The 25,128-nt window shown below is 69.3% G+C and carries 27 protein-coding genes and 1 pseudogene; 8 read left to right on the plus strand and 20 right to left on the minus strand.

Annotation, left to right across the window (positions count from 1 at the left end; genetic code table 11):
* The 6 genes and pseudogenes from BQ8420_RS17285 to BQ8420_RS17310 all read right to left on the minus strand — a co-directional run.
* Positions 1 to 622 (minus strand): annotated as a pseudogene (locus tag BQ8420_RS17285) (hypothetical protein); the annotation flags it as partial.
* Complete coding sequence (locus tag BQ8420_RS17290) at positions 622 to 1,032, minus strand: hypothetical protein (RefSeq protein ID WP_143847372.1); 411 nt, start codon at positions 1,030 to 1,032, stop codon at positions 622 to 624. The gene BQ8420_RS17290 and the pseudogene BQ8420_RS17285, both read right to left, overlap by 1 nt.
* Before the next feature lie 153 nt (positions 1,033 to 1,185).
* Positions 1,186 to 1,914, minus strand: coding sequence for a DUF4097 family beta strand repeat-containing protein (locus BQ8420_RS17295; protein ID WP_087100163.1), 729 nt, complete (start codon positions 1,912 to 1,914; stop codon positions 1,186 to 1,188).
* Positions 1,915 to 2,073: 159 nt separating this feature from the next.
* Positions 2,074 to 2,931, minus strand: a complete 858-nt coding sequence (locus tag BQ8420_RS17300) for a family 16 glycosylhydrolase (RefSeq protein ID WP_087100164.1) — start codon at positions 2,929 to 2,931, stop codon at positions 2,074 to 2,076.
* Between the two features lie 235 nt (positions 2,932 to 3,166).
* The gene (locus tag BQ8420_RS17305) at positions 3,167 to 3,634 is read right to left on the minus strand and encodes a hypothetical protein (RefSeq protein WP_143847374.1); all 468 of its coding nucleotides are present in this window, start codon (positions 3,632 to 3,634) and stop codon (positions 3,167 to 3,169) included.
* Complete coding sequence (locus tag BQ8420_RS17310) at positions 3,631 to 4,905, minus strand: MFS transporter (RefSeq protein ID WP_087100166.1); 1,275 nt, start codon at positions 4,903 to 4,905, stop codon at positions 3,631 to 3,633. Before BQ8420_RS17310 ends, BQ8420_RS17305 begins: the two co-directional genes overlap by 4 nt.
* Positions 4,906 to 4,976: 71 nt before the next feature.
* On the opposite strand from BQ8420_RS17310, the gene BQ8420_RS17315 reads away from it, so the two are divergent.
* Positions 4,977 to 5,963, plus strand: coding sequence for a GlxA family transcriptional regulator (locus BQ8420_RS17315; protein ID WP_087100167.1), 987 nt, complete (start codon positions 4,977 to 4,979; stop codon positions 5,961 to 5,963).
* Between the two features lie 6 nt (positions 5,964 to 5,969).
* Here BQ8420_RS17315 and BQ8420_RS17320 read toward each other — a convergent pair whose 3' ends face one another.
* The 3 genes from BQ8420_RS17320 to BQ8420_RS17330 are packed head-to-tail and all read right to left on the minus strand — an operon-like array spanning position 5,970 to position 8,328.
* Positions 5,970 to 6,332: an MmcQ/YjbR family DNA-binding protein gene (locus tag BQ8420_RS17320; RefSeq protein ID WP_087100168.1), complete on the minus strand. Its 363-nt coding sequence runs from the start codon at positions 6,330 to 6,332 to the stop codon at positions 5,970 to 5,972.
* 57 nt (positions 6,333 to 6,389) lie between these two features.
* A complete protein-coding gene (locus BQ8420_RS17325; protein WP_087100169.1) occupies positions 6,390 to 7,379 on the minus strand; it encodes an LLM class flavin-dependent oxidoreductase in 990 nt (329 codons plus the stop codon).
* A gap of 58 nt (positions 7,380 to 7,437) precedes the next feature.
* Complete coding sequence (locus BQ8420_RS17330; RefSeq protein ID WP_200815968.1) at positions 7,438 to 8,328, minus strand: SMP-30/gluconolactonase/LRE family protein; 891 nt, start codon at positions 8,326 to 8,328, stop codon at positions 7,438 to 7,440.
* Between the two features lie 284 nt (positions 8,329 to 8,612).
* Here BQ8420_RS17330 and BQ8420_RS17335 point away from each other — a divergent pair, with 284 nt between their 5' ends.
* The 3 genes from BQ8420_RS17335 to BQ8420_RS17345 all read left to right on the plus strand — a co-directional run bounded on the left by BQ8420_RS17335 (position 8,613) and on the right by BQ8420_RS17345 (position 12,419).
* Positions 8,613 to 9,977 carry an MFS transporter gene (locus BQ8420_RS17335; protein WP_087100171.1) on the plus strand — a complete coding sequence of 455 codons (1,365 nt, stop codon included), beginning with the start codon at positions 8,613 to 8,615 and terminating at the stop codon, positions 9,975 to 9,977.
* Positions 9,974 to 11,629 (plus strand): carboxylesterase/lipase family protein, encoded by a 1,656-nt coding sequence (locus BQ8420_RS17340; protein WP_087100172.1) that lies wholly within the window; start codon positions 9,974 to 9,976, stop codon positions 11,627 to 11,629. Before BQ8420_RS17335 ends, BQ8420_RS17340 begins: the two co-directional genes overlap by 4 nt.
* A gap of 103 nt (positions 11,630 to 11,732) precedes the next feature.
* Positions 11,733 to 12,419, plus strand: a complete 687-nt coding sequence (locus BQ8420_RS17345) for a TetR/AcrR family transcriptional regulator (protein WP_143847376.1) — start codon at positions 11,733 to 11,735, stop codon at positions 12,417 to 12,419.
* 27 nt (positions 12,420 to 12,446) lie between these two features.
* Here the strand turns inward: BQ8420_RS17345 and BQ8420_RS17350 are convergent, their stop codons facing one another.
* The 9 genes from BQ8420_RS17350 to BQ8420_RS17390 form a co-directional block, all read right to left on the minus strand.
* On the minus strand, positions 12,447 to 13,100 hold the full coding sequence (locus tag BQ8420_RS17350; RefSeq protein ID WP_160049343.1) for a TetR/AcrR family transcriptional regulator: 654 nt from the start codon (positions 13,098 to 13,100) through the stop codon (positions 12,447 to 12,449).
* Between the two features lie 43 nt (positions 13,101 to 13,143).
* On the minus strand, positions 13,144 to 14,778 hold the full coding sequence (locus BQ8420_RS17355; RefSeq protein ID WP_087100175.1) for a long-chain fatty acid--CoA ligase: 1,635 nt from the start codon (positions 14,776 to 14,778) through the stop codon (positions 13,144 to 13,146).
* 14 nt (positions 14,779 to 14,792) lie between these two features.
* Entirely contained in the window at positions 14,793 to 15,560 is a 768-nt protein-coding gene (locus BQ8420_RS17360) for an SDR family NAD(P)-dependent oxidoreductase (RefSeq protein ID WP_087100176.1), read from the minus strand.
* Positions 15,561 to 15,678: 118 nt separating this feature from the next.
* Positions 15,679 to 17,103, minus strand: coding sequence for a rifampin monooxygenase (gene rox / locus BQ8420_RS17365; protein ID WP_087100177.1), 1,425 nt, complete (start codon positions 17,101 to 17,103; stop codon positions 15,679 to 15,681).
* 328 nt (positions 17,104 to 17,431) lie between these two features.
* Positions 17,432 to 18,394 (minus strand): M56 family metallopeptidase, encoded by a 963-nt coding sequence (locus BQ8420_RS17370; protein WP_235006331.1) that lies wholly within the window; start codon positions 18,392 to 18,394, stop codon positions 17,432 to 17,434.
* A complete protein-coding gene (locus BQ8420_RS17375) occupies positions 18,391 to 18,756 on the minus strand; it encodes a BlaI/MecI/CopY family transcriptional regulator (protein ID WP_087100178.1) in 366 nt (121 codons plus the stop codon). The genes BQ8420_RS17370 and BQ8420_RS17375 overlap by 4 nt, the downstream gene beginning before the upstream one ends.
* Positions 18,757 to 18,851: 95 nt before the next feature.
* Positions 18,852 to 20,075 (minus strand): pyrroloquinoline quinone biosynthesis protein, encoded by a 1,224-nt coding sequence (locus BQ8420_RS17380; RefSeq protein WP_087100179.1) that lies wholly within the window; start codon positions 20,073 to 20,075, stop codon positions 18,852 to 18,854.
* Positions 20,076 to 20,077: 2 nt separating this feature from the next.
* Entirely contained in the window at positions 20,078 to 20,947 is an 870-nt protein-coding gene (locus BQ8420_RS17385) for a cytochrome c biogenesis CcdA family protein (protein ID WP_087100180.1), read from the minus strand.
* A 6-nt stretch (positions 20,948 to 20,953) separates the two neighbouring features.
* A complete protein-coding gene (locus BQ8420_RS17390) occupies positions 20,954 to 21,694 on the minus strand; it encodes a DsbA family protein (RefSeq protein WP_087100181.1) in 741 nt (246 codons plus the stop codon).
* Between the two features lie 102 nt (positions 21,695 to 21,796).
* Between BQ8420_RS17390 and BQ8420_RS17395 the strand changes: the two genes are divergently transcribed.
* Together BQ8420_RS17395 and BQ8420_RS17400 are read left to right on the plus strand one after the other, a co-directional pair.
* Positions 21,797 to 22,252 (plus strand): hypothetical protein, encoded by a 456-nt coding sequence (locus BQ8420_RS17395; RefSeq protein ID WP_087100182.1) that lies wholly within the window; start codon positions 21,797 to 21,799, stop codon positions 22,250 to 22,252.
* Positions 22,253 to 22,303: 51 nt separating this feature from the next.
* A complete protein-coding gene (locus tag BQ8420_RS17400; RefSeq protein WP_087100183.1) occupies positions 22,304 to 22,846 on the plus strand; it encodes a GNAT family N-acetyltransferase in 543 nt (180 codons plus the stop codon).
* A gap of 111 nt (positions 22,847 to 22,957) precedes the next feature.
* Here BQ8420_RS17400 and BQ8420_RS17405 read toward each other — a convergent pair whose 3' ends face one another.
* On the minus strand, positions 22,958 to 23,155 hold the full coding sequence (locus tag BQ8420_RS17405) for a hypothetical protein (protein WP_200815969.1): 198 nt from the start codon (positions 23,153 to 23,155) through the stop codon (positions 22,958 to 22,960).
* Positions 23,156 to 23,231: 76 nt separating this feature from the next.
* Here BQ8420_RS17405 and BQ8420_RS17410 point away from each other — a divergent pair, with 76 nt between their 5' ends.
* Positions 23,232 to 23,921: a peptidase dimerization domain-containing protein gene (locus BQ8420_RS17410; protein WP_235006332.1), complete on the plus strand. Its 690-nt coding sequence runs from the start codon at positions 23,232 to 23,234 to the stop codon at positions 23,919 to 23,921.
* A 242-nt stretch (positions 23,922 to 24,163) separates the two neighbouring features.
* Here the strand turns inward: BQ8420_RS17410 and BQ8420_RS17415 are convergent, their stop codons facing one another.
* Positions 24,164 to 24,574 (minus strand): RidA family protein, encoded by a 411-nt coding sequence (locus BQ8420_RS17415; protein ID WP_087100184.1) that lies wholly within the window; start codon positions 24,572 to 24,574, stop codon positions 24,164 to 24,166.
* A gap of 75 nt (positions 24,575 to 24,649) precedes the next feature.
* On the opposite strand from BQ8420_RS17415, the gene BQ8420_RS17420 reads away from it, so the two are divergent.
* On the plus strand, positions 24,650 to 25,069 hold the full coding sequence (locus BQ8420_RS17420) for a helix-turn-helix domain-containing protein (protein WP_087100185.1): 420 nt from the start codon (positions 24,650 to 24,652) through the stop codon (positions 25,067 to 25,069).
* Positions 25,070 to 25,128 lie beyond the last annotated feature (59 nt).

A 25,128-nucleotide genomic window follows, 5' to 3' on the forward strand; every position in this document is an offset into this window, starting at 1 on the left:
CAGGGAACCGAACCGCCCAGACCCAGGGGGCGCGGTGACGCCCCCTGGGTCTGGGCGGTTCGGTTCCCTGCGCGGGGGGCACCTCGGGAAAGGGTTCGGATCGGCGGTGCGAACCGGGCCGCGGTTCGGCCCGCTGCCTCGGGTCGCCGTGCGGATTGGGAGGCCACGGGCGAGCCTGGGGTGGTGGGGGAGCGGGTGGCCACGCACCTGGGGCGCCGAAGGGCGCGGACTCCGGGTGCCCCCGCGTCGCGGGTGGGTCGAGCCGACCAGGGGTGCGGCTTCGGATCATGGCCGGCACCAGGACGAGGATGACCAACGCGATGAGGACCGAGTTCGAGTACGCCCAGGCCGGCTGCATCACGTTGTCGGTGAAGGCCTGGAGTTGCGTCTTCTCGGCGGACGCCTCTCCGAAGCGGGGTACGACGATCGGGTGGAGGATCCGCAACACGCGATAGGTCAGGCCCAGGACCCCGTACAGGCCCAGAAACGACGCGGCGATCAGGATCAGGCCACGTCCGCGCCCGGCATTGCCGGACCGGACCAGCAGGAGGACACCGATGGCGAGGCAGCACACCAACGGGATGACGGCCAGAGCGTGGTGAACGAACGGGGGCGCGAACATCAGCGGTCTCCGGGTGCGTGGGGGCGCGGCCGGTCGGACGGGTGGGTCCCGTGGTGCTCCGAGGCGAACGGGGGCGGTCCCGCGGCGGGCGCGCGCCGAACGTGCGGAGAGCCGGCGACCCGCCGGCGGGTGGCGGCCAACGCCAGGAGCAGGACCCCGATGACCAGCAGGAACCAGGTCAGGTGGTACACCACGGAGGGCAGCCACAGAGGCAGGTCCAGGGTGAGGAATCCGAAGAGCAGGATGTGGGAGGCCAGGTCCAGCACGCCCCCGACGACGATCAGGAGCGCCCCGACGAGGGTCGGGCCTCGGCGGTGACGGGGGATGCTTCCCAGCAGACTCAAGGCCACGAGCGCCGCCACGGCGGGCAGGCCCATGAGCACCATCGACACCACTGGCTGAAGGGACATCCGACAACTCCCCGGGAGGCGACAGGGGCCGACGCTCCGGGGCAGTGGAGCGCCCGAGGCGGCAGGGGCACGCGCGGCGATTCTAGGCTCCCGAACCCTTCTCGGAACCCGAGTGGCCGAAGGTGGCCGTGGGTCGGCCGACCCCGCCGCGGATCAGTCCTGGGGGAGCAGCCTGATGGTGCCGTTGTCGGTGCGTGCGGTGATGGTGCTCTCGGCGCGGTCGACGGTGTCGATCTCGGTGTCGATCTCCCCGTTGCCCACCGTCTCGAAGAGCGCGTAGGGCCCGTCCGGGAGGGCGAGGGTGGCGGTGCCGTTGTTGGTGCTGACCTCCACCTCCGAGGGTCGGGTGGTGAAGGCGGCGTCGATGGTGCCGTTGTCGGTGGCCAGGCTCGCGGTGTCGGAACCGATCCCGTCGAGTTCCATGTCGCCGTTGACCGACGACAGGTTCAGCGCCCCGGAGGAGTCGGAGACCCGTACCGTGCCGTTGCCGCTGGTGACCTCCACCATGGCGGCGAAACCGGTGAGGGTGACGGGACCGTTGTCGGTGCTCACCGACAGGGGGGTTTCGGCGGGGATCGCCACCTCGTAGCGCACGTCGCAGTCGGAGAACACGGCACAGTCCGAACCCAGAGTGAGGGTGTCGCCCTCCAGCCCCCACTCGCCGCCGGCCTGGCCGGACTCCTCCCGGGACACCCGGAGTCGCTCGCCCTCGGAAGCGACGAGGTCGACCTCGGCGTTGTCGCCCTCCACGATCAGGGGTTCGGGCACCGTGTCGAAGACACGTTCCTCGGCTTCCTGCGGGTCACCGGAGCACCCCATGACCAGGGCCAGGGCGAGCGAGGCGGCGGCTGTGGTCAGGGTGCGCACGACCGGTCGGATCACGGGGTCTCCTCGGGTACGAGCGGTGCGTCCATGCCCGAGAACCAGCATACCCACCGGTAGCGGAGAACCGGTGGGTTTCGCGAGGCACCGGATCGATCCCCGTGTACGAAGAAGGGGCCCACGGCGCGCCCGTGGGCCCCAAGGGGGGAGGGGAAAGGCTCAGGCCTGGTCGTAGACCCGCACGTAGTCGACCTTCATCTCCTGCGGGAACGAGGTGCTCTCGTCGGGGTAGCCGGGCCACTCGCCGCCCACGGCCACGTTCAGGATCATGAAGAATTCCTGGTCGTACACCCAGTCGCCGCCGACGTCGTCGGTGGTGATGGTGTTGAAGGGGACACCGTCCACCGACCAGGTGAGGGAGCCGGGCTCCCAGTCGATGGCGAAGACGTGGAAGTCGTCGGCGAAGTTGCCGCCCTCGGGGTGGTCGTAGGAGGCGCCCACGCCCTCGCCGCCCGAGTAACCGGGGCCGTGCACGGTGCCGTGGACCGTGCCGACGTCACTGCCGATGAACTCCATGATGTCGATCTCGCCGGAGTCGGGCCACTCGGTCTCGGGGAAGTCCGAGCCCAGCATCCAGAACGCCGGCCAGATGCCCTGTCCACTGGGCAGTTGGACCCGGGCCTCGATACGGCCGTAGGCGTGCTCGACGTTGTTCTGGGTGGTCATACGCGCCGAGGTGTAGGAGCCGTCGTCCTCCTGCTGGGCGGTGATGACGAGGTTGCCGTCACCGTCGAGCGCGGAGTTCTCCCGGCTCTCGGTGTAGTTCTGCAACTCCTGGTTGCCCCAGCCGTGGTCACCGGTCTCGTGGTTCCAGTTGGCGGGGTCGGGGGCGTCGCCGGCCCCGCCGTCGAATTCGTCGGACCACACGAGCGCGCCCGGTTCGGCGGCTTCGGTCGAGGTCAGGGCGCTGTTGTCGGCGGTGTCACCGCCGGTCCAGGTCAGGGCGGTGGCGGTGAGGGCCGCCGCGGCACCCAGGCCGACGGTGGCGGTCAGGGTGTTCTTGGTGCGCTTTCGCATCCTTGTCTCCAAGGGGGATCGGGGGCCTTCGGAACACCCCGGACACGCGCGGGCTAGCGGGTCGCGCGCGGTTCCGGTGGAGGGTGCTCCGAGGCCACGCTGAACAAGTGTTAAGTGACTGTAGGTGTGATTCCGCTGCGTCACAAGGGGGTTCCGGAGAGAATCTGGGATCGCTCCCACGGTGGGTTCCGATCGGATCGGAGTACCGTTCTGCCGTGACCGCAACGCCACGTCTTTACCTGCCGAAACCCGTGCCCTCCGGCTCTCTCCGGGGTCGGAACCACCCCGCCACGATGACCACGGTCACACTCGCCGAGACGGTCACCAGAGCCGCCGAGAAGACCCACTCCCGCGACCCCCACGGGCCGTAGACCCGATCGGCCGCGCCGGAGTCCACCGCGCGCACCCGCGCCCCGCTCGCGCAGTCGCTCCGCTCGGCGGCGTGCAACCGCACCGACCGCTCCTCCTCGGCCTCCTCCGGCGTGAACGTCCCCTGGCACACACACGACTCGTGCCCCGGGTGTTGCACACAGGACAGTGACTCGGCCACGAACACACCCGGCGTGCCCTCGCCTCGGGCCGCCCGCGCTCCCTGGTCCCCACCGGCCAGACCCACGTACCCCAACAACCAGACCAGCACCAACATCACCAGTGAGAACATGCTCGGCCGTGCCCTTCCCAGCGTCCGGAACACGCGCGTCATCGGTTCGACCTCCCCAAACGCAGGGACGCCGACGCCGCCAGTACGCACAAGGTGGCCGCCAACAGCCACACCGGCCCGTAACCACCGCCCACGTCCCGCACCAGACCACCGGTGACCGCCATGGCCCCCGCGCCCACCTGGTGCACCGCGTTCACCCAGCCGAAGACCACCGCCCCGTCGGCGCCGAACATCCGCCGGGCCAGCAGGATCGTCGGCGGTACCGTCGCCACGTCCAACAACCCGAACAGCACCACGAACGCCACCATCGCCGGGCCCGCCTCCGGGCCCAACACCAGCGGCAACACCGCCAACAGCACCGCCCGGCCGGAGTAGTAGGCCGACAACAACCACCGCGGGTCGATCCGGTCCGACAACCATCCGGAGGCCACCGTCCCCACCAGGGAGAACACCCCCACCGCGGACACCAGCGCCGCCGCCACCGTGACCGCCATGCCCTGGTCCTGGGCGGCCGGTACGAAGTGCGTCCACAGCAGCCCGTTGGTGGTCGCCCCGCACACCGCGAAGGTCGCGGCCAGTAACCAGAACCGCCGATCGCGCACCGAGGTCGACAACACCCGCAGGGTTCGGGCCACCGCGCCCCTCTCCGGTGCGGGACGGGCGACCGGCCCCGCCGCGCCATAGGGGCGAAGTCCCACGTCGGCCGGGTGGTCGCGCAGCACCGAAGCGGCCAGGACCGCCAGCACCACCGCGGTCAACGCCAGGGTCACCACCGCCGGCCGCCAGGAGTGGTGGTCCACCACCCAGGCCAACGCCGGTAGGAACACCATCTGCCCGAACGCGCTCGCTCCGGTCAACGCGCCCACCACCAGGCCACGCCGTTCCACGAACCAGCGTTGGGCCACCGTGGCGGCGAAGGTCATCGACAGCGACCCCGCCCCCGCGCCCACCAGCAGCCCCCAGTACAGGGTGAACTGCCAGGCCTGCGACATCAGCGTGGTCAGGGCCGCCCCCACCGCGACCAGCAGCAGTGCCACCAACGCCACACGACGCAGCCCGAACCGGTCCATCCACGCCGCCGCGAAGGGGGCGACCAGCCCGTACACCACCATGTTCACCGACGCGGCCAGGCCGATCCCGGCCCGCGACCAGTGATATTCGGTCTGCAACGGGTCGGTGAGCAGTCCGGGCATGGTCGCGAACGCGGCGGCGCCCGTGATGACCAACCCGGCCACCAGAGCCACCAGCCAGGCCCGGTGCGGCCGCACCGGGGAGCGCGGATCGGGGGAGGTCTCATGTGTCGTCGTCTGCATGGAACCAGAATCCTTCGGGGGACCCCACCGCCGACAGTGGCCCGAAAGCCAACAAGTGAAAGAATCGGGCCATGAGCGTCTTCCGATACCCCGAACGCCACCCGGTCGCCGTCCTGGCCCGCCAAGGGGTGCTGTCCTTCGAGGCCGCGACCGTGCACCGCCTGTTCGGCCAGGCCCGCGACCCCGACGGCGCGCCCCTGTACGAGGTGCGCACCTGTGCCCTGGAACCCGGGAGCGTCCGCGCCGACGCCGACTTCCGACTCCTCGTCGACCACGGCCCCGAGGCCCTGGCCGAAGCCGCCACCGTCGTACTCCCCGCCGCCGACGAGGACTACGGCGAACGCCCCCACGACCCGCTCGCCCCCGACCTGGCCGCCGCCTTGGCGCTCATCCCCGCCACCGCGCGCGTGGCCTCCATCTGCACCGGCGCGTTCGTGCTCGCCGCCGCCGGGATGCTGGACGGCTGTCGGGTCACCACCCACTGGCGTTCGGCCGGCCACTTCCGTGCCATGTACCCGCACATCGAACTCGACCCGGACGTGCTCTACACCGACAACGGCCGCCACCTCACCGCCGCCGGGGTGGCCTCCGGCATCGATCTGTGCCTGCACATGATCCGGTGCGACCACGGCGCGGCCGTCGCCAACGAGGTGGCCCGCGGCACGGTCGTCCCACCGCACCGCGAGGGCGGGCAGGCCCAGTACATCCGTCGGCCCCTGCCCGAACCGGGCCGCGCCGCCACCGCCGCGGCCCGGACCTGGGCGCTGGAACACCTGGCGGAACAGCCCGGGCTTCGACAGATGGCCGAGCGTTCGGCGATGAGCGTGCGCACCTTCACCCGCCGCTTCCGCGACGAGACCGGGCTGTCCCCGGCGCGCTGGCTGGCCGAGCAGCGACTGGACCTGGCCAGACACCTGCTGGAGGGTTCGGATCTACCGGTGGATGGGATCGCCGAACGTGCGGGTTTCGGTACCGGGGCGTCCCTGCGCCAGCACATGCAGCAGGCGCTCGGGGTGACGCCCAGTGCCTATCGACGCACCTTCCGCGGCGCCCCTTGAGTTCGGTCAGCCCGCCTGGACCAGGTTCTCCGGGCTCGGTGGGGAGGCCAGGAGTTCCTCGGGCGCGGTCAGGTACCAGGCCTCCAGGGTGAGCTCGCTGAGCTCGTCCAGGTCGATGCGGTCCAGTCGCACCACCACCCAGCCGAACCCGCCCGCGGTGAACTGCACCTCGAACACGTCGGGGCGTTCGGCGACCAACGCGGCCTGTTCGATGAGGGTCTGTTTGAGTCCGACGGTGGCGGTGTCCGGCCACAGGTAACCGAACGGTCTGTCCCGCACCCGGAAGGTCGTGTAACGCCGCGACTCGGTACCGGTGCACTCCGGAAGCGCGTGCACCAACCGCAGGAACCGTTCGATCTCAACACTCATGGAATGAGACAACCACACATCACCGACACCGCCGCCGTCGAACCCCTCCGCCGCCGGTCAGGAGGACGCCGCCTCGTGGAACCGTTCGAGTTCGGAACGGATGTCGGGCCCGCACGGCTGGAACACGATCTCGGTGACACCCTTGGCCGCCAGCTCATCGAGGCGACTCCGGATCTCCTCGCGGGTACCGCTGAGCGTCACGTCCCTCAGCGCGGTGTGGCCACCCGCCTCCCACGCCGCCCGGTCCGCCTCGTTGAGTTCGACGCAGTGACCCTCGTGCACGGCCAGGTGCCGATCCTCGGCGGGTGTCCTCTCCACCACGTCCATCCACTCCGGGCCGCCGGGAAGCGCGCGAACCGCGTCCGGACCACCGAACTCGTAGGCGCCGTGATAGGCCAACGCCCAACCGGGACCGGCCGCGGCGCGCGCGTGAGCGGAGTCCGAGCCCTCCCCTTCGTCCAGCACCGTGCCCCACGCCAGGTAGGGCACCCACGAGAAGTCGCTCATGAAGTCCGGAAGTCGCAGCGTCACGAACAGACCGTCGGCGAGTTCGCCGGCCACTTTGTGTCCCTTGGGCCCGAGCGCGCTCACCAGGACCGGTACGTCGATCGGCAGCGCCGGGGCGTGCCCGTCCGGATGCAGCATCCGCATCCGAGAGCCCTCCCACTCGATCACCTCGCCCCGAAGAAGCCCGCGGTAGGCGCTGATGTAGGACTCCATGAACGCCCAGGTGATGGCGCGGTACCCCATCGCCCGGCGGCCGGTGAAGCCGGTGCCGAAGGCCACCGCGACCCGCCCCGGGGCGAGGGCGGCCAGGGTGGCGGTCGCGGCGGCGTTGACCATCGGATGACGCAGGCTGGGCACCAGCACCCCGGGGCCGAGGCCGATCCGGTCGGTCCGTTCGGCGGCCAGCGCGAGCGTCATCCACACGTCCGGGCTCTGCTGGGGCGTGTCGTAGACCCAGGCCCGGGCATAGCCCAGTCGCTCGGCGAGTGCGATGTGGTCCGGTGAGTCGAGGGCGGTCGGCAGAGCGCAGGACACCTCCACGGGGTCCCTTCCTTTCGGTGGTCGGAGCAGGGAAACGGATGAGGGGCCTGGACACTCTCTAGGGCAGGCCGCCGTGAGGAACGTCGACCCGGACCGCCAGTAGTCGGGCCTCGCGGGCGTTGCGGCGCTCGTGTTCGGCGAACGAGGGAGCCGTGCACAGGAACAGGGTGCGTCCGTCCTCGCCGCCGAGCATGCAGGCGAAGACCCCCGTACCGGGCTGGATCTCGTCGACGATCTCGCCGCCCTCGCGGACCCGGATCACGCGACCGTGCAGGGCGTCGGCGACCCAGATCGCCCCCTCGGCGTCGGCGCAGATGCCGTCGGGTCCGACCTGGAGTCGGGCGACCGCTTCGTCGACGTCCTCGGTCCGCGGGGTCTCACCGAACTGTGCCCACACGCGTCGGTTGACCAGGTCACCGTCATCGTCGATGTCGAAGGCGGTGATCCGCCCGGCGAACGTCTCGGCGACCAGGAGCACGCCCCCGGGCAGGATCACCATGCCGTTGGGGAACCCCAGGTCCTCGGCCACGGTGGTGACGGTGCCGTCCGGGTCGACGCGGGTGAGCGTGGTGTAGCGCAAGGGCGCGCCGCCCATGAGGTCGAAACCGAAGTCGCCGATGAAGGCTCGGCCGGTCTCGTCGACGACCATGTCGTTGAGAACACCCTTGGCGACGCCGGACAGGTCGGCGTGTTCGCTCAGTTCGCCGGAGTGCTCGCGCACCAGGACGCGGTGGTCGCGCATGGAGACGATGAGGGCGCGGCCGTCGGGGAGGAAACCCAGACCGGAGGGTTGACCGGGTATCTCGGCGATGACCTCGGTCCCGCCCCGGCCGTCGGTCGCCACGACCTGGTCGGTGTAGAAGTCCGAGACCCACAGCCGGCCGTCACGCCACCGGGGACATTCCAGGAAGGAGTACCCGTCCAGCACGACCGACGGCTCTCGATCCACTGATCTTTCCTGCGTCATTTCGCCCTCATTCCCACACGTCGCCGCACGGGTCCGTTCGACCCGACGATGCACATGACTAAGCGCATAGTCACCTCTGTGCCCCGTCTGTGTCAAGCGTCACACCTGGCCCCCCGTTTCACACCCCCTTCCAGGCCACTCTCTCCGCGGCGACTTCGAGTGGGGGACTTGCCGGCCGCGGTGTCCTGGGCCACAGTGATGTCACTGCGTGCCGTAAAAAGGATAAAAAACGGCACGGCGTGCCAGAGACTGACAAGGGAACCCCCATGAACCAACCGCAGGCGTCGGCGAGCCGCGACGCCCTCCACGCGATCGCGACCCGCAAGGCCGTGATCTACCTGATCCCACTCCTGTGCCTGGCCTATTTCATGGCGTTCGTCGACCGCACGAACGTCGGCCTGGCCAAGACACAGCTGGAAACGGATGTCGGCATCGGGGCGGCCGCGTACGGCCTGGGCGCCGGGATCTTCTTCATCAGCTACGCGTTCCTCGAAGTGCCGAGCAACCTGATCATGCACAGGGTCGGCCCCCGAGCCTGGATCACCCGGATCGCGATTACCTGGGGCGCCCTCACCGCGGCGATGTCGCTGGTCCAGGGCGAGGTGAGCTTCTACGTCGTCCGGTTCCTCCTGGGCGCCGCGGAGGCGGGCTTGTTCCCGGCGCTGATGTACATCATCACGATCTGGTTCGCCCAGCACCATCGGGCCACCATGGTCGGGCTGCTGTACATAGCCGTGTGCCTCGGACTGGCGCTCGGCGGTCCACTCGGCGGTGCGCTCATGGAGATGTCGGGTGCCGGCGGGCTGCACGGCTGGCAGTGGATGTTCATCATCGAGGGCGGCTTCACGATCATCGTCGGCTTCGCCATCCTGAAGTGGCTGCCGGACAAGCCGTCGGACGCCCGCTGGCTCACCGCGGACGAGGCGGCCGTGTTGGAGGAACGGGCCACGGTTCCCACCGCCCCCGCCCACACCACACTGCGCGGCAACGCCAGGATCGCCTTCGGCCGACCGTTCATCCTGGCGCTGGCGATCGTCTACTTCGCCAACCAGATCGCCTCGGTCGCCATCCAGTACAACTTCCCGTCGATCGTGGAGAGCATCGACGTCACCCAGCCGTTCATGGTGGGCCTGATCTCCGGGAGCGTCGGCGTCGGAGCCCTGCTCGGTGTCGTCATCATCCCGGCGATCCAGCGCCGGGTGCGCAACGAGGTACTGATCATCACCTGGTGCTCGATCGCCACCGCGGCGACGTCGGTCGCCTACGTGCTGGCCACGGCGCCCGTGGCGCGCATCCTGCTCATCAACCTGGCGATGTTCTTCCTCGTCGGCATCCTGCCGATCTTCTGGTCGGTCGCCCAGGGCCGCATGCAGGGGCTCATGGCCGCCGCCGGGCTCGCGTTCATCAACACCATCGGCCTGCTCGGCGGGTTCGTCGGGCCCTACCTCTACGGCTGGACGGAGAGCGCCTCCGGCGCCGGCACGTCCGCGTGGGTCGTCCTGGTCGGCTCGTCGATCCTGGGCGTGCTGCTCATCCCGATCCTGTACCGGACGGTGCGGTCCGAGGACCGGGAAGCGGAGGCCCGCCTCGATGAGGAGAAACCCGAACCCACCGCGGAGAACAGGTCATGAGGGCGCTCCGATCCATCGGAGCCCTCACGGCCGTCGTGATGCTCTCCCTCACCCCGGTCGTGCCCGCCACCGCCGACAGCGGTTCGGGACACGGGGGCGGGCACGGACCCTCGCCGGTGCTGCGACAGACCACGCTCGGTCCGGTCGCCGGTGTCGACGAGCGCCAAGACAACGGCACCTACTCCTGGCTCGGGATCCCCTACGCCGAGCCACCCGTGGCGGACCTGCGGTGGAAGCCACCGGTGACGCACGCCGGCTGGCGCGCTCCACTGGCCACGGACGAGTACGGCCAGGGCTGCGCCCAACCGGGCCGGTTCTTCAGTCCGTCCCCGGACGGGCCGCACTACGACCTGGACGTGCGCGACGGTCTGGGAGAGCCGGTGGGCGAGGAGGACTGCCTGAGGGTCAACGTCCACCGGCCGGCCACGGCGAAGAAGAACCTGCCGGTCGTCGTGTTCGTCCACGGAGGCAGCAACGTCGTGGGCTACTCGGCCGACCCGATGTACGACGGCCGCACGCTCGCCGAGCAGACCGAATCCGTCGTCGTGACGGTCAACTACCGCCTCGGCCTGTTCGGCTGGCTCGACCTGGCCCGGCACGACACCGGCGAACCGGAGGCCGACTCGGGCAACTTCGGGTTGCTCGACCAGATCGAGGCGTTGCGGTTCGTCCGGGACAACGCCCGCGTCTTCGGTGGAAACCCCCGCAACGTGACGATCATGGGCGAATCCGCGGGTGCGGTGAACGTGTGGGGCCTGATGGTCTCGCCCCTCGCGCGCGGCCTCTACGACAAGGCGATCCCGATGAGCGGCGGGCTCAGCACCACCACCCCGGAGGACGCGCGCGCCTACGCCGATGGTCTCGCGTCGGCCGCCGCGGAGGACGCCGGGCTCGACGGGGTCGAGGAGGGCGCACGGCTCATGGAACAGATGTCCGACGACGATCTGATCCGGTTGGCACTGCGGCACGGACTCGACGCGACCCCCGCGGTCATCGCCGACGGGACGGTGATCCCCGACGATCCCTACGCCGCCCTCGGAGACGGGTCGAACCGGAACGTGCCGGTCCTGGCGGGCAACACCCTGGAGGAGGGCAAACTCTTCGGGGCCACCATCGGAGCGCACCCGCAGAGCGACTACGACCGGTTCACCACGCAGTACGAGTTCGATCCCAACGAGCCGAGCCCCTGGGGGGTCGAGGACTTCATCGACGAGCGTTATCTTCCCGTCGACGCCCCGGGCGGCTGGAACGAGGAGTCCGACGCACTGACCGACCAGGTGTTCATGGGCATCGCCGAGGAGTCGATGACCACGCTCCAGGAGAGCGGAAACCGGAACGTCTACTACTACCAATTCGCCTGGGACGACCAACCGGAACCCTTCGATGAGGTCTACGGGTCCGCGCACGCGCTCGACCTGCCGTTCGTCTTCGGAAACTTCGAGCGCAACGTCTTCTCGTACGCGTTCAGTCGGGCCAACGAACCCGGTCGCCTGGACCTGTCCGACCAGATGATCGGTGCGGTCGGGCGGTTCGTGCGCACCGGAGACCCGCAGACGGGCCGCTTGCCCGTTCGGTGGCGACAGTGGCCGAACAGCGTCGTGTTCGACGCCGACCACCACCGCGCACGGATCACGACGGGGAGTTTCTCCTGACGATGCGACGCCGGGTGTCACGGGGCACGGGATCGTGCCCCGTGACTCGGCGCCTTCCTAAACTGAGACACCCGGTCCCGGACCAGCAAGAGAGGCGGCGGTAGTGGCCGAACGATCCCGCGACGCCAAAGAAGTCAAGTACCGCATAGCGGAGACGGCGATGGCGCTGTTCCTCCGCGAAGGGTATGAGTCGGTGACCGTGGAGGCGGTCGCCGAGGAGTCGCGGGTCTCGCGGCGCACCGTGTTCCGGCACTTCGGCGGCAAGGACGAACTGCCCTTCCCCGACCACTCCGAGCGCCTGGAACGGCTGGAACGGCGACTGCACTCGGCCGGTCCGGACGAGGACCCGGTCGAGGTCGTCATCGCCGGTACCGAGGAGTCCCTGGCGGATTTCCTGAACCGGCCCCAACTCGTTCTGGCGCGCTACCAACTGACCCGGGTGGTCTCGGAACTGCGCAATCGGGAGATCATCGAACACGAGCGGTACGTCGCCGTGACCTCGGCGTTCCTGCGCAGTCATCTGCCACCCGACACCCCCGGGTTCCAGGCCTTGGGGCTGGCCGCCCTGATCGACGCGATGCACCGCTCCGCGCTCGGCGACTGGGCCCGCAGCGGGGGAGAGACCGACGCGGTGGCCGAACTGGAGGCCGGCATGGAGTGGGTGCGCGAACTGACCTCGGAGGCGCTGGTCGGCCGCGGAGGGCAGATGCTGCTCGCCGTCCTGCCGGACACCCCGGAGGCGCGGCGGTCGCTCACCTCACTGCGCGATCGGGCCGGCGAACTGCGCTGAACCGGACCGCGCCGAGGGCCCGCCCCGTCAGGCCCGCACCATCCTCAGTGCGAGGTCGGCGTTGAACTCGCCGAGCTGCTCGGGGGTCTCGGGCCCGTCGGGGCGGTACCAGCGCACCAGGTCGATGGCCAGGGAGATCAACGCGCGCGAGACCCGTCGTACGTCCACGTCGGACCGGAACGCGCCGGAGTCGACGCCGGACGCGACGGCCATCCGGAAGATCTCGTTCGTGGCGTGCCGGATCCGCAACACCTCCTCGTAGTGCTCCGGGGCGAGCGAGCCCAGGTCGTACTGGCCCACGCGCGCCACCACGTGATGGCGCGCGTGGAACCGCGTGTAGCGGGACATGATCGCCGCGAGCCGCTCCTCGGGGTCGGTGAGTTCCTCGACCTCGGGCTCGGTGAGGATCGCGTAGGCGTGCTCGTGGCCCAGGCGCACGATCTCGTAGAGCGCCAGCTCCTTGGACGGGAAGTGCACGTAGAGCGCCGCCGGACTGAGGCCGGTGCCGGAGGCGATGTGGCGCGTGGTCGTGCCGTGGAACCCGTTGTCGGCGAAGCACGCCGCGGCGGACAGCAGCAGACGGCGCGGCACCGCTCCGAGGTGTTCCGATCCGGGCAGGGCGTCGGCCTGGAGCCGACCCACGTCGGCCGGTGGGACGGCGTCCTGTTGGACCTGGGACACGTCGGGCCTCCTGGACTGGGATGGTGCGTGGTCAGGCATGACTTTACAAGGGCCGGTGGTCGGTGTCGGTCGCCCGGACCCGGGACCGCAGCGCCGCCTTGGCGAACTTTCCGGTCGCGGTCTTGGGGATCTGGTCCAGGAAGGCGAACCGGTCGGGGACCCACCAGGAGGCGACCCGGCCGGCCAGGTGGCGGCGCAGTTCGGTCTCGTCCAGGTCCGCTCCCGTCACGGGGACGACGTAGGCCAGGGGGCGCTCGCCCCAACGTTCGTCGGGGACACCGATGACGGCGGCCTCTTGGACCAGGGGGTGGTCCATCAGGCCGTTCTCCAACGTGACCGAGGAGATCCACTCGCCACCGGACTTGATCACGTCCTTGGTCCGGTCGACGATCCGGACGTATCCGTACTCGTCGAGGGTGGCGATGTCGCCCGTGCGCAGCCAGCCGTCCGCGGTGAAGGAGTCCGCCCCCGCGTCGGTGCCGAGGTAGCCGCTCGCGATCGTCGGTCCGGCGACCTGGAGTTCCCCGGAGACGCTGCCGTCATAGGGGACGGGCCGCCCCTCGTCGTCGACCACACGTACGTCGACCAGCGGGACGGTCGGACCGGGGAGCCCGACCAGGGAACGGCGCTCGTCGGCGGAGCGATCATCGAGCGCGGAGGCGAGACGGCCGGCGGCGACGAGGGGGCTGCACTCGGTCATGCCCCACGACCCCGAGATCGGCAGACCGATCGCTTCCTCCCACGCCCGGGAGAGGGTCTCGGGCAGGGCGCTGCCGCCGCTGACGATCATCCGCAGGGATGACAGGTCGTGGGTGGCGAGCAGGGGTTCCAGGCCGCGCCAGATCGCGGGGACCCCGGCGGTGAACGTGACGCGGTGCCGCTCCAACCGGTCGGCGAGCTCCTGCGGCTTCATCGCGGGCCCCGGCAGCACGAGCGCGGCACCGGACATCAGCGCCGCGTACGGCAGCCCCCACGCGTTGACGTGGAACATCGGCACGATCGGCATGACGACGTCGCGCTCACGGATCCCGAAGGTGTCGGCGCCCAGCAACAGGAGCGCGTGCAGCACGATCGACCGGTGGCTGTACAGCACGCCCTTGGGCCTGCCCGTCGTGCCGGAGGTATAGCACAGGCTCGCCGCCGCGTTCTCGTCGGTGACGGAGTGCGTCGACTCCCGTCCCTGGGGAATCCGGTCGAGCAGCTCCTCGTAGTCGAGCACGCGCGGGTCGTCGGGCAGCGGGCCCGGCGCGCCGTCGTCCATCACCACGACCCACCGAACGTTCGCCGTCTCGGCGACGACGTCCCACACCGTGGCCATGAGCGACCGGTCGACGAACACGACGTCGGCCTCGGCGTCGGACAGGATGTGCGCGAGGTCCCGCGTGAACAGCCGGTGGTTGACGGTGTGCAGCACACGCCCGGTACTCGGCACCCCCAGGTACAGCTCCACGTGCCTCTGGGTGTTCCAGGCGAAGGTGGCCACCCGGGCACCGACCGGTACCTCCAACGTGTCGAGGGCGGCGCCCACACGCCGGGCGCGGCCGATCACCTCGCCCCAGGCGGCGGTCGTCTCACCGCCGACGGTGCCGGTGACGACGGGCTTGTGGGCGAACATCCGCTCGGCGCGGCGCATGAGAGCGCCGATCTCCAGCGGACGGTCCTGCATGAGACCCTGCACGGTTCCTCCTGGGATCAGGCGACGGTCTGGCCGCCGTCGACGTAGAGCGTCTGCCCGGTGATGTAGGACGCCTCGTCACCGGCGAGGAACGCGGCGGTCGCGGCGATGTCCGTCGGGTGGCCGACGCGGCCGATCGGGTTGGCCCGCGCGGTGTGCTCGCGGAACTCTTCCACGCTCAGACCCAGCCGCGCGGCCGTGGCGTCGGTCATCTCCGTGGCGATGAACCCCGGCGCGATGGCGTTGACGTTGATCCCGAACGGACCGAGTTCGATCGCCAGGGTGCGCGTGAACCCCTGGATACCCATCTTGGCGGCGGCGTAGTTGGCCTGTCCCCGGTTGCCGAGCGCGGAGATGCTGGAGAGGTTGACGATCTTTCCGTAACGCTGGGACACGAAGTGGGCCTGCGCGGCCCGGGACATGAGGAACGCGCCCTTCAGGTGCACCCCGACGACCTGGTCCCAGTCGTCCTCGGACATCTTGAACAGCAGGTTGTCGCGCGTGATGCCCGCGTTGTTCAGCAGGACGTGGAGGCCGCCGAGTTCGTCGACGACCCGGGTGACCGCCTTGTCCACGTCGGGGGAGGAGGTCACGTCGGCGCCGACGCCGATCGCCTCGGCGCCTTCGGTCAGGGGCAGGCGGGCGGCCGCGTCGGCGGCGGCGGACTCGTCCAGGTCGATGACGGCGACCGACGCCCCCTCGGTGGCGAACCGCTCGGCGGCCGCGAAGCCGATTCCTCGGGCGGCACCGGTGATCGTAACGACGCGTCCTTCGAAACGTCCCATGGACGCACTCCTTTTTGACTAAGCGCTTGCTTAGTTCGAGAGTGTCAGAAGTGTCCGACCGTGTCCACTGTCGTTCCGTTCCGGTTCCGTCAGTGCACGGTCGGACCCTTCGTGTCCGTTAAGCGGTGGCGCCGAACCAGCGGGGGAGCAGCGCGGACAGTCCCTCCTGGTCCTCACCGACCCACACCACGTGGCCGTCCGGCCGCAACAGCACGGCCGGTACGTCCAGCGCCCCGGTCGTGTCGGTGACGAGGTCGACCCGGTCCTGCCACCCCTTGACCGAGAGCCGACCCGTGCCGTCCACCAACAGCCCGCGACCACCGCGCATGAGTTCGAACAGCCGCCCCTGTTCCAACTCCACGTCCCGCAGACGCCGACCGAGCAGATCGTGCCCCTCGCCGACGTCGTAACGGACCCCGATCGCGGTGATCCGCTCGACGAGCAACCGGTTGGCCTCTTCGAGGTCCATCAGATCCGACACCAGCCGACGCACCGCCTTGGAACCCGCGTCCTGGGCCATCAACACGCCCTGCGCGCGAGTGCTGTCCAGCACGGTTTCGGCCACCGGTCGGCGTTCGCTCCCGTAACCGTCGAGCAGTCCCTCCGGCGCCCACCCCTGGAGTTCGGCGGCCAGTCGCCACCCCAGGTTGAACGCGTCCTGGATGCCCAGGTTGAGACCCTGCCCGCCCAACGGCGGGTGCACGTGCGCCGCGTCCCCGGCCAGCAACACCCGACCGACCCGGTACCTCTCGGCCAACCTGGTGGCGTCCCCGAAACGGGACATCCACTGCGGCGAGTGCACACCGAAGTCCGTGCCCGTGGTCGCCCGCAACGCCTCGCGCAGCTCCTCCAGGGTCGGCGGCACGCTCCGGTCCTCGGCCACCCGTTCCGCCGGGACGACGATCCGGAACACCCCGTCCCGCACCGGTCCCGCTCCGAAGCGCAGATCGGTCTCACGGACCCGGGTGACCATCGCCATCACCTCCTCCACCGGCATGGTCAGCCGCGCCTCCGTCAGCAACCACTCGCTCTCGGCGGGTTCGCCGGGAAAGTCGATCCCCAGCAGCTTGCGCACCGTGCTCCGACCACCGTCACAGCCCACCAGGTAGCGCGACCGCAACCGCGAGCCGTCGTCCAGGACCGCGGTGACGCCCTCTTCGTCCTGCTCCAGGTCGACCAGCGCCCGACCGCGCCGCACCTCCACGTCCAACCCCTCGGCGTGCTCGATCAGCAACCGCTCCGTGGAGGTCTGCGGGATCCCGAGGATGTAGGGGTGTGAGGTGTCCAGGTCCTCCGGCGGTGGCTTGGCGATGCCCGCGAACATCGACCCCAACGGGTACCGTTGCCCCTCCTCCAAGAACCGGTCCAGTAGACCGCGCTGGTCCATGATCTCGATGCTGCGCACGTGCAATCCGAGCCCGCGCACCACCTTCGTGGGTTCGGTGTCCCGTTCCACCACGAGTACGCGCATTCCACGCATCCGCAACTCGGCGGCCAGCATGAACCCGGTCGGTCCACCACCCGCCATGATCACATCGAACATGAATCCCCCTGTCGATATCGGCCCGTATATCCTCGCGACGCACCGTGTGATTTCCAGGACGCACTTTACAATGGAAACGCCCGATCCGTAGAATTCCCAGCGGATCATATCCCCCATTGAGGTGTTCCATGCGACCCGGTCACGTCCGAGCTCGATCTTCTTCATTTCTGGAGAAGTCGAGAAACATCATCCGCTTCTCGGGAATTTTCGGTGTATCGCGGGAAATGCTTTTGGCGACGACGAAAAGAGGAAAACGAATACGCCGAGGCCGAACGGGCCGCTCGATGAAGGCGGACCGGACCCCGGAGGCCGTCGAATTCGTCAGCGGTCAGGCCAGACAGGCACAAGGAGGAACGATCGCGCAGGCCAGGGTCATGGCGACCGTGAACGCCAAGGGGGCCGCGACGACCAGGGCCGCGCCCACCGAACGCGTCCACACCAGGGTTCGCGAACAGTCCGGGGCGGGCGTGACCTGGCGGCGCACCCGCTCGATCGGGCAGGCGCCACCGATGGACAGCGCCGCGGTTCCGGGTTCGTCCTCGGTGCCGGCGAGCCGTCCCAACGCGTGCGCCAGCGGCCCGATCCCCACCCTGCGCGCCGCGCGATCGTCGGCGGCCCACTCCACCAGGACGGGCACGCGTCGGGCGGCCTCCCGCAGCAGCGGCACCCCGGGGAAGGCCCGGTCCAACAGGCGCACCCAGCCCACGAGCAGGTGGTGGCCGCCGGCCAGGTGAGCGCTCTCGTGTTCCAACACGGCCAGGGTCTGGCGCGGGGTCAGGACTTCCAGAGCCCCGCTGGTGATGACGACGCGGCCACCGCCACCGGGCACGCAATAGGCGCTGCGCCGGCTCGAAGGCACCAGCCACACGCGGTGCCCGTGCAGGACGCGGCGCACGGCGCCCTCGCTCAGCTCCCGGTCGTGCCCGCGCCGCCAGGATCGACCGGCCCGACCGCGTAGCAGCCCGGTCCACCCCAGCCGGGCGACGGCGAGCAGGCCCAGGGTCAGGGCCGCCCCGACGAACCCCACCGCGCCGGGGCCCTGCCCCTCCAACGCCTGGAAGAGGTCCACGCACATGGCGACGATGCCCTTGACCGACGGGCCCAGGAGTTCGGCGGCGGCCACCACGACCAGGGCCGCGCACGAGAGCGGCCACACCGTGCTCGCCCCCACCCACAACGCCAGCTCACCGCGTGGACCGGGCCCGCAGTTCGAGGTGGCGTGACGCAGGACGTCGGGACCCTTGACGCTGAGCGCGACCACGGCGCACACTGCCACGAACGACCAGATCACGGCTCCTCCTCGGGGTGCTCGGCCAACAGCGCGCGCAGGGTGCGCATCTCCTCGGGGCTCATGCCGTCGACGAACCGCAGGAGCGTGGCCCCGGCGTCGCGGCCGTCCGCCAAGGCGTCCTGCATCCGTTCGGCCGCGTGAGTGGAGCGATCACGCACCGGTTGGTAGAACCAGAGACGCCCCAGACGTTCACGCCGCACCCACTCCTTGCGGCGCAGGTTCTCCAGGACGGTGGAGATCGTCGTGTAGGCGATCCCCTCACGTGGGAGGGAGCCCAGCACCTGGCGCACGCTCATAGGGGAGGGGGAGGCCCACAACGCCTCCATGACCTCCGACTCCAACGACCCAAGGCCCGTGAGCATGGCACCCGTCTCCCGTGGACTCCACCGCGGCGGCCGCCGCGCTTTCGTGGGATTCTATCCGCCATAGAAGAAGACTCGTTGTGAGGAGGCGTCGTTCAATCCGTGGGAAGCGCGGCGAACACCCGCGACTCATCGGTGGTGGTGACCTCCACCAGGGCCGGTCCCGACGCGAGCACGGCCGCGGGCAGTTCGGTGGAACCCTCCCATTCGTGATCCAGCGACCCGGTTCGGATGTCGAGGGCCTGGTACGTGCCCGCCTCATCGAGGTAGAGGGTGGTGCCGGCCGCTCCGCGCATACGCACGTCGGAACCCACGTCGTGCCGCCAGAGCGGGACGTCGTCCTCGTCGGTCACCACCTGCACGCTCGACGTACCGAGCACCGCCGTGCGGCCGTCTCCGACGTCCAAGGTCTGGGGCTCCCGATCCGGAGCGAGGGTGAGGAGCCGATCACCGGTCCACAGGTCGTGCACCGTGTACAGCAGGGGTTCTTCGTCCTCGTCATCGGAAGCGGCGGTCCACACGAGCGTGACCGCCGCCGTGGAGTCATCGGCGGGACGAGGCCCGTAACCGACCCGGACGTCCGTGGTGTCCAGCTCCGCGGGGATCTCCAGGTCGGTGTGGTCCCACAGGTCCGCGCCGGTGTCGTCGACCGCTCGAAGCGCCTCGTCACGGTGGACCAACAACAGGCCGTGGTGCTCGTGCAGGACCACCTCGCCCTCGTTCTCGTCGGCGACCACCGCGCCCGTGCCCGGATGCAGGGCGATCTTAGGGCCGGTGTGGTCGCTCATGACGCTCCCCTGGATCGCGGCGAACACCAACCCCGGACCCACCAACGTGCCGGGAACGTCGGCCGGACCCCACACGAGTTCACCGTCGTCCGGTCGGAAGGCCGACGCCGTGGTCCTGGTGGCCAGGAAACCCCCGTCCGGATCCTTCTCCTTGTCCAGCAGCACCACCAGCTCGGAACCGTCGTCCGGGTCACGGATGACGGTGAACCCGGTGCACTCGGGGTCGCGTTCGGCCGACCACCGGGTCCGGCCGGTGTGGTCGACCCCCAGGAACTCGACCGCGCCACCCTCCCGCTCCTGGAACACCCCGATGAACATCGACTCGGTGGCCTTGGGTTCGGAGGAGAACGGGGCCGCCCACAGGGGGGCGCCCCGCAAGGGCTGGGGGAGTGCACCGGAAACCTCCGGCGGTGGGAGAGCGGGATCATCGCGTGGCACCGTGTCGGACCCGCCCGAGCCCGGTGCCGCGCAGGCGCTCAGGAACAGCACCGCGGCGGCCACGATGACGCCGCACCCCTTTGCCGACGGCATCGTCAGCCCTTCTCGGAGGTCTCGTGGCTCTCGACCTCGGTTTCGGAAGCACGGGTCCTGGCCCGCCAGGTGAACACGAGCAGCGCGCCGACCACGACCGCTCCCAGGACCAAGGCGATGAGGTCGGTCATCGTCCCCAACCGGGACAGCGATTCCTGCGCGCGATAGGCGAGCTGTTCCGCTCCCGCCATCCCGGGCAGAGACGTCATGGACGCTGTGCCGTCGAAGGCGATGAAGAGCACCCCGATGCCGATGAACAGGCCGCCGCTCAGCAGCGCGGTGGTGTGCGTGGTCAGTGGGCCCAAACGCACCGACCGGCCGCGCAGCCACCGGCGGTGGCCCAGGTCGTAGCGGTCCCACAGCAGGGCCAGCACGAACATGGGCAGGACCATGCCCAGCGCGTAGGCGGCCATGAGGAACATGCCGCGCAGCGGGGTGCCGGTGGCGGCGACGGTCAGGACCGCGCCCAGGATCGGTCCGGAACAGAAACCCGCCAACCCGTAGACGGCGCCCAGACCGAGCACGGATAGATGCCCCCGCCCAGAAGCGAACCGTCCCTGCGCCCGAGCCAGTGGCGCCCAGGTGAACCCCAGCCCCAGGATCTGTAGGACACCGAAGACGATGATGACGGTGCCGGCCACGTTGATCAGCGTTTCCCGGTGCCCGTAGAACAGCATGCTGACCATGGCCGACCCCGCGCCGAGCGGGATCAGGGTCAGACACAGCCCGAGATAGAAGACCGAGGTGCGCAGCAGGAGCCGGCCCGGGTCACGGAAGGCGTAGGCGAAGAACGAGGGCAGCAGCAGTGCGCTGCACGGGCTGAGCAGGGCCAACACGCCGCCCAGCATCGCCGCGAGGAATCCGATGTCCATCCCCGCTCACCCCTCGGCCGCGGTCAGCGCGGTGTCGATGCTGTCGACGAACACCGACAGGGGTTGGGCGCCCATCACCGGATCCCCGTTGATGATGAAGGCCGGGGTGCCGGACACCCCGATCCGCTGTCCTTCGAGGAAGTCGTCGTCGATCCTGTTCAGCAGTTCCTCATCCTGGATATCGGTGTCGAAGCGTTCCAGGTCCACGCCGATGTCGTCGACGATCTCCCGCAGGTCGCCTTCGGGGTCGGAGGAGGACTTCAACTCCTCCTGCTGCGCGTACACCGCCTCGTGGTACTCCCAGAAGCCGTCCTGCTCGGCTGCGGCCAGCGCTCCCACGGACAGGTCCCGGGCAAGGTCGCCCAGGTAGGGGAACTCGCGCCACTCGATCCGCAGGTCACCGGAGTCGACATAGCGTTCCATCAGTTCGGGTTGGGTCTCCATGACCCAGGTGGCGCAGAAGGGACAGGTGAAGTCGGAATAGGCGACCATCACCACGGGGGCGTCCTCCTCGCCCAGGGCAGCCGGGTCGTCGGCCTCGCGCCGGGCCAGGCTCTGCCCCCACTCCCGTTGATCCTCGCTGATCCGGTTCTCGGCCGATAGGTCCGTCCGGGAGACGTTCGAGCCTTCGTCGGCGGGGTCCTCCTCCAAGGTCAGACCGATGGCCACCGCCAGGACGACGGCGAGCAGCACCGCGCCGGCCAGCAGCAACGGGCCGGTGGTGGACGCCTTCGCACGTGGGGGCATGGGACACCTCTACTTTCTATGCTGGATAGAAAGTACTCTATGCTCCATAGAAACAAGTGGGAGACCGGGGCACCGTCCCGCTCACGTGAAGGGGGATACCGCATGCGCGTATGGGGGTTTCGACAATGGGGCATCGCGGCGCTGGGCACGGCCGCCACCCTGCTCCTGCTCGGGCTGCCCGCCGTCCTCATCCCGAACGGGATGTTCGCTAGGGAAATCGAGCCGACCTGGTGGTCCTACCCGGTATGGATCGCCACCTCGATCCTGTCCGGCCTGGTCATGGCCACCTACGTGCGCGGCACGTCGGAGGTGGCGGAGACCCGCAGTGACCGTGACGGGGGACGAGGGATCGCGGGCGCGGCTCTCGCCTGGTTCGCGATCGGCTGCCCGGTCTGCAACAAACTCGTCCTACTGGCCCTGGGAACGAGCGGGGCCATGGCCTGGTTCGCCCCACTGCAACCGGTGCTCGCGGTCGCCGGGATGGTGCTCCTGGCCTGGGCCCTGCGTTCCCGTCTGCGCGCCGCGAACTCCTGCCAGGCCCCGGCCACGGTAAGCTGACGCGTCCAAATTCGGTTGCCGCCGAGTCTTCCGGTCCGATAGGAAACGCACATGCTCAGGGGAGACAAAGTCGGGCTGCGAGCCCGCCACGACGAGGACATCCCGGTTCTACGGACCGAACTCTACGACGACGTGGTCAACTCCGCGCGTGCCGAAGGCGGTCCATGGCGGCCGATCACGCCCGGCTCGGACGACCCGCGGCTCGTCGTGGACGGCAAAAAGGAGGGGCTGGTCCAGTTCTCCATCATCGAACTGGACGGCGGCACGCTGATCGGTACCGCGACCTTGTGGGGCATCGACACCCACAACCGTTCCGCGCACATCGGGCTGGGGCTGCTCCCCGCCGTTCGAGGCAAGGGTTACGGCACCGACGTGGTCGCGGTGCTGTGCCACTACGGCTTCGTCGTGCACAGTCTGCACCGCCTTCAGATCGAGACCGTGGCGGACAACGCCGCCATGCTGCGCGCCGCCGAGAACAACGGCTTCGTCCGCGAGGGCGTGCTGCGCTCCTCGGGGTGGGTGATGGGGGAGTTCATGGACGAGGTCCTGATGGGGCTCCTCGCCCACGAGTGGAAACCGACTCAAAAGCCGTAGGTCGCCCGCCTGCCGGCAGGGGTGTTCCAAAGGCCGGTGCGGTTGATATAAGTGCTGGATCGGGTGGCGGATTCGCTCACCCGATCCATTCCGTGCAGTAATGGGGCCTACCTACTCCTTCGCGCTCCGGTGGGCGGACGCCTCCTCCACGAGAATGGGGGCGCCCTCCGTCGCGGCGTGGATACCGATCACACTCACGATCTCCAGGACCTCCATGATCTCCTCGGCCGTCGCCCCGTGACCGATGGCACTGCGCATGTGCAGTTTCAGGCCGGGCTGGTACAGGTGGGTGGCCGAGGAGGAGTGCACCGGCAACGGTGCGCTGGCGACGATCCAGCGTGGTTACACGGCCGACGCCGTACTGATCCCCGAACCTGAGGAGGACATGCTCGTTCGCGCCAACGTCGGCGTCATCTGGTTCAACGTGCGGGTCGCGGGTCGCCCCACACACCCGAGGGAGATGTCCTCGGGGCTCAACGCGATCGACGCCGCCCATCACGTCCTGGGAAGGCTGCGTGAACTCGAATTGCGCTGGAACCAGGAGAAGGGGGATCACCCCTTCTTCGAGGACCTGGACCACCCCATCAACTTCAACCTCGGTGGGATCAATGGAGGTGACTGGCCCTCCAGTGTTCCCGCCTGGTGCGAGCTACAGGTGCGAGCCGCGATCGACCCGGGGGTGAGCGCCGACTACGCCTGGGAGCAGATCCAGGCCGTCCTGCGGAGCACCGTCACCAACGATTCGGGTCATCCCATCGAGGCCGTGGGCGAACGAACCGGCAGGGCTACGTCCTGCCCGAGGGCACGGACGCGGAGAACGCCCTGCGTTGGGCACACGAGACCGTCTTCGAGGACGAGCTGCGCACCTTCACCACCCCCGGTTACCTCGACGGACGCGTTTACGCCCTCTACAAGGGAATTCCCGCACTGGTCCATGGTCCGATCTCCGAGGCCATCCATGGGTACGACGAGCGGGTCGACATCGAGTCCGTGCGGCGGATCACCAAGTCCATCGCTCTGTTCATCGCCCAATGGTGCGGTCTCACCGAGGTTTCCTGACGGGGTCCTCACATGACGAGGACCAGTCGATCGGAGTGTGGTGACGTCCGGGCCCACACGCTCCGGGACCTTGACCGTCCGCCGCTGGACCCGTGACGGCATCTGGGCGCGGATCCTGTTCGCCTCGCGCGCAGGAATGGATGCGTCAGGGCCGATCACCTGGCGGATCGAAGTGGACCCCACCGGCTGCGCGCCCACCGCGCCGTCCAGGGTGCCTGTTCACGGCAGCCTGGACGGCGCGGCCCATGCTGGCGCGTCTCAGTCGAGGATGGCCTCTGCCTCGACCTCGACCAGGACGTCGGGCTCGAAGAGGTAGTCCACTCCGATCGCCGAAAGCGGAGGCAGTGGCTGCGGGATCCCCAGCTCCTCTACGACGCTTTCGATGCCCGCCATGAAGTCGGTGTACTTCTCCGGTTCCCAATCGGTGACGAAGAACCGGAGGCGCACGACGTCGGAGAAGCTCGCCCCGGCCCCTGCCAGCCCCCGTGCGGTGTTGCGCAGGGCATGGGCGAGCTGTCCGGCGAGATCCCCGGGCGAGAGGTGATCGGCGTGCTCGTTCCGAGCGATCTGGCCCGCGACGTGAACATGCCGCGTGCCGGTGGTGACCGAGACATGGTGGTAGGGCACCGGTTGGAACATGCCTTCGGGGGTGAAGAGCTCAACGGCCATGAGATTCCTTCCTCGGTGGGTTGGTAGCTCATGGATACCTAGTAAAGAAAGGGCACTTCAACGAGACTAGGTTTCATGAACGAAACCACCCTTACCGAGGCCGGGCATTCCCAAGTCGCCGGTGAGCATCGGGAGCTGCTGGACCAGGTGCTCGACAAATGGTCCTTGTTGGTGCTCGACAAGCTGTGTGAGAGCCCGCGTCGCTTCAACGAGCTGAAACGGGCGATCCCGGTCGTGTCGCAGAAATCCCTGACCACGACACTGCGTCGGTTGGAGCGCAACGGCATGGTCGATCGAGTGGTCATCAGCACTCGGCCGGTCGCCGTCGAGTACCGCATCAGCGCACTGGGGACCACGCTCCAGGAGCTGATCGACGCGCTTTTCGATTGGGCCACGGCTCAAATGCCGGAGGTGGGCCGGGCGCGTGAGAGGTTCGACGACGAGCATGATGCCGGACACGACGCCTCCGGTGCCGTGGAGATACGGCCGCGATGAAGTGCCCGGTGCCCGGTGCGTCTGGGGTTGTGTTCCTTGGGGTGGTGGGGCGGGGAAGG

This window comes from Nocardiopsis sp. JB363 (assembly GCF_900143625.1).
In the GTDB taxonomy this organism is placed as follows: Bacteria; Actinomycetota; Actinomycetes; order Streptosporangiales; family Streptosporangiaceae; genus Nocardiopsis.

Coding starts and splice junctions, on each gene's coding strand:
- BQ8420_RS17310 (WP_087100166.1), bottom strand. CDS start 4,905: ATGCAGACGACGACACATGAGACCTCCCCCGATCCGCGCTCCCCGGTG.
- BQ8420_RS17375 (WP_087100178.1), bottom strand. CDS start 18,756: ATGCTCACGGGCCTTGGGTCGTTGGAGTCGGAGGTCATGGAGGCGTTG.
- BQ8420_RS17360 (WP_087100176.1), bottom strand. CDS start 15,560: ATGGGACGTTTCGAAGGACGCGTCGTTACGATCACCGGTGCCGCCCGA.
- BQ8420_RS17400 (WP_087100183.1), top strand. CDS start 22,304: ATGCTCAGGGGAGACAAAGTCGGGCTGCGAGCCCGCCACGACGAGGAC.
- BQ8420_RS17305 (WP_143847374.1), bottom strand. CDS start 3,634: ATGACGCGCGTGTTCCGGACGCTGGGAAGGGCACGGCCGAGCATGTTC.
- BQ8420_RS17380 (WP_087100179.1), bottom strand. CDS start 20,075: ATGCCGTCGGCAAAGGGGTGCGGCGTCATCGTGGCCGCCGCGGTGCTG.
- BQ8420_RS17320 (WP_087100168.1), bottom strand. CDS start 6,332: ATGAGTGTTGAGATCGAACGGTTCCTGCGGTTGGTGCACGCGCTTCCG.
- BQ8420_RS17420 (WP_087100185.1), top strand. CDS start 24,650: ATGAACGAAACCACCCTTACCGAGGCCGGGCATTCCCAAGTCGCCGGT.
- BQ8420_RS17385 (WP_087100180.1), bottom strand. CDS start 20,947: ATGGACATCGGATTCCTCGCGGCGATGCTGGGCGGCGTGTTGGCCCTG.
- BQ8420_RS17390 (WP_087100181.1), bottom strand. CDS start 21,694: ATGCCCCCACGTGCGAAGGCGTCCACCACCGGCCCGTTGCTGCTGGCC.
- BQ8420_RS17335 (WP_087100171.1), top strand. CDS start 8,613: ATGAACCAACCGCAGGCGTCGGCGAGCCGCGACGCCCTCCACGCGATC.
- BQ8420_RS17315 (WP_087100167.1), top strand. CDS start 4,977: ATGAGCGTCTTCCGATACCCCGAACGCCACCCGGTCGCCGTCCTGGCC.
- BQ8420_RS17340 (WP_087100172.1), top strand. CDS start 9,974: ATGAGGGCGCTCCGATCCATCGGAGCCCTCACGGCCGTCGTGATGCTC.
- BQ8420_RS17290 (WP_143847372.1), bottom strand. CDS start 1,032: ATGTCCCTTCAGCCAGTGGTGTCGATGGTGCTCATGGGCCTGCCCGCC.
- BQ8420_RS17415 (WP_087100184.1), bottom strand. CDS start 24,574: ATGGCCGTTGAGCTCTTCACCCCCGAAGGCATGTTCCAACCGGTGCCC.
- rox (WP_087100177.1), bottom strand. CDS start 17,103: ATGTTCGATGTGATCATGGCGGGTGGTGGACCGACCGGGTTCATGCTG.
- BQ8420_RS17395 (WP_087100182.1), top strand. CDS start 21,797: ATGCGCGTATGGGGGTTTCGACAATGGGGCATCGCGGCGCTGGGCACG.
- BQ8420_RS17410 (WP_235006332.1), top strand. CDS start 23,232: ATGCTCGTTCGCGCCAACGTCGGCGTCATCTGGTTCAACGTGCGGGTC.
- BQ8420_RS17300 (WP_087100164.1), bottom strand. CDS start 2,931: ATGCGAAAGCGCACCAAGAACACCCTGACCGCCACCGTCGGCCTGGGT.